This window comes from uncultured Campylobacter sp. (assembly GCF_937997595.1).
Taxonomy (GTDB): domain Bacteria; phylum Campylobacterota; class Campylobacteria; order Campylobacterales; family Campylobacteraceae; genus Campylobacter_B.
Map to the genome: position 1 here is coordinate 1 of NZ_CALKTS010000222.1, position 2,187 is coordinate 2,187.

3 protein-coding genes and 1 pseudogene are annotated in these 2,187 nt (G+C 45.6%); 1 reads left to right on the forward strand and 3 read right to left on the reverse strand.

Going from position 1 to position 2,187, the window contains the following annotated elements; genetic code table 11:
• Positions 1 to 214: TonB-dependent receptor plug domain-containing protein (locus Q0614_RS07545; RefSeq protein ID WP_298787731.1), on the reverse strand; the 214-nt coding region annotated here is incomplete at its 3' end.
• A gap of 37 nt (positions 215 to 251) precedes the next feature.
• Here Q0614_RS07545 and Q0614_RS07550 point away from each other — a divergent pair.
• Positions 252 to 443, forward strand: coding sequence for a hypothetical protein (locus tag Q0614_RS07550; protein WP_298787733.1), 192 nt, complete (start codon positions 252 to 254; stop codon positions 441 to 443).
• Positions 444 to 831: 388 nt separating this feature from the next.
• Here the strand turns inward: Q0614_RS07550 and Q0614_RS07555 are convergent, their stop codons facing one another.
• Both Q0614_RS07555 and Q0614_RS12565 read right to left on the reverse strand, forming a co-directional pair.
• The gene (locus tag Q0614_RS07555) at positions 832 to 1,677 is read right to left on the reverse strand and encodes a universal stress protein (protein WP_298787735.1); all 846 of its coding nucleotides are present in this window, start codon (positions 1,675 to 1,677) and stop codon (positions 832 to 834) included.
• A gap of 327 nt (positions 1,678 to 2,004) precedes the next feature.
• Positions 2,005 to 2,187 (reverse strand): annotated as a pseudogene (locus Q0614_RS12565) (hypothetical protein); the annotation flags it as partial.

The window sequence follows — 2,187 nt, forward strand, 5'->3', positions numbered from 1 at the left end:
GGATATTATCGATGTTAAATCCCCTTGAAATCGGCAAACTCATACCGAATCTGCTAGTAGCGGTAATACCCGGTACGTAATTTAGCGCGTCGTCGACCTTGGTAAGGCTCAAATCCTTTATGAGCTGATCGGGTACGACGGAAACGGTTTGAGGCGTCTGGCGGATGCTTAGATCAAGGCCCGTAGCGGTATTCATATTATCGGTCGTATACATACCGGTGCCTTCGGTTGTCAATAGATCGGCCTTGCCCGTGACGTTTATGGTGCCGAGATTATCGCCGTCTGAGCCCTGCAGCGTAGAATTTGCCGCGCTACCGCTTTGCGTCGCCGCAGTATTAGAGGCTAAATTTGAAGCAGGCGGCGCGGAGCTCCGCGATGCGGCGGCTGCACGCGAGCTTTGCGATGACGAAATTTTAGAGGCAGAGCTTGCGGTAGCGGATTGACCTTGAGAAGCGCCGCTATTTTTGCGCCGCAGTAAGCCAAAACGGCGAGCAAAGTAGCGCCAAAGAGAGTAAAATTTTACCCTTTTTCATAAAAATCCTTTTTAGATTTTATAATCTATATCAATTTACTGGCGGGATTATCTTACAATTATTCTTAAATAATAATAAAATTTTTAATAAACTAAATCATAAAATTTTATATGTAATTACTAATTTAAGGGAATTTAATAAGATATATTGACGAATTTTTAAGCAAAATTTATATAAATTTTAAAAAGTATATGAATTTGAAAAACAAAGGATTTAAAAATTTAAAATTCTAAAATTCCGCCGCTTTAAAATAACGTAAGCGACGGAATTTAGCGTTTATCGGCGTTTGGTCTTGCGATTATGATAGCACTAGCACCGGTACAAGCGCATTGTGCAAGATGTCCTCGGAGACGCTGCCTAAAAAGAGCTTTTTGAAAAAGCCCTTCGTAAAGGCACCGGTAGCGATCAGATCGAGGTTATTGGCGCGGCGATATTTGATGATCTCATCGGCGGGAACTTCGGCTTGGATGTATTTGAAAGTGGCGTTTTGAGTGCCTAAAATTTCGCGCGCTAGATCCAGCATCCGCTCGCCCTCTGTGGCACCCGCATTGATGTGCAAGACATGTTTATGTGCGCTCGCAAGAAGCTTTGAGCTCTTTATAAACTCAAGCGTGCGCTTTGCCGCATCGGTGCCGTCAAACGCAATGAGCACGGAGTTAATCGGTGAAAATTCCTTATTCACGAGCAGCGACGGCACGTGAAGCTCCTTTATTAGCACGCTTGCGTTAAAGCCTACGTCCTCGTTATTTGAGCCCTTGATACCGAGTACAAAAATTTCAGCTTCCTCCTTGTACTCAGCGATAACGTCGATGAAATCGCCATCTTTAATGATTTTACTTGCCTTTACACCTGCAGCAGTCGCAGCGCAGATATATTCATCCAGCATCGCTTCAGCTTCTTCGTGGTCTTTTTCTGCATCCACGCCGCCTAGTGTGGGACTTCCGTAGCTATTTGCAAGGATATCATTCTCTCCTAGGACGATTCCGCCTGCGGCTAGCCCATAAAAATTCTCGCCAAGCTCCGGGATTTCAACCACGTGAATAAACACGAGCTCGGCACCCAAGGTTTTAGCGACGTAAATTCCGTAATCTCTAACCGCTGGGGCAAGCGCATTTTGATCGACGCAAGTGATGACCTTTTTCATTTTTCGTCCTTTTAAAGATAAAATTTTAATTAAAATAAGCTTATCAAATTTTGTATAAAAGTTATTTAAATTCCGTAGATTTGAATGCGGCGCGGGCGATTTTGCAAAATTTCAAAGCCGTGCCGTAATGGATATGTGAGGTGCGGGTACGCTTGCGACAAGTTAGCTCGGACTCAGCGTGGCAGGTGGGCGCGCTGTACAGACGCGGCATACAAGGTGCGGCGCGGGCGATTTTGAAATTTATTAAGCCGCTAAAGGCGGTTTAAAGCGCCGTTATTGCGGTTAGCAGAGGCTCAACTGCGCGGTGGTGGCGTGAATTCTTTGGGTTTAAAGCGCCGTTATTGCGGTTAGCAGCCCAAAGATGATCCCCGGGAAATTCGCTGCGGCGAGCGGATAGTCCTTTTTAGGCTTTAGCAGCCCGTAGCTAAGCTATATCGTGCAGTTTATCGCGGCTGCGAGCGGCTGGAGAAACGGGACTTTGTTGCCGTCTAAATTTGCCATTATATTCGG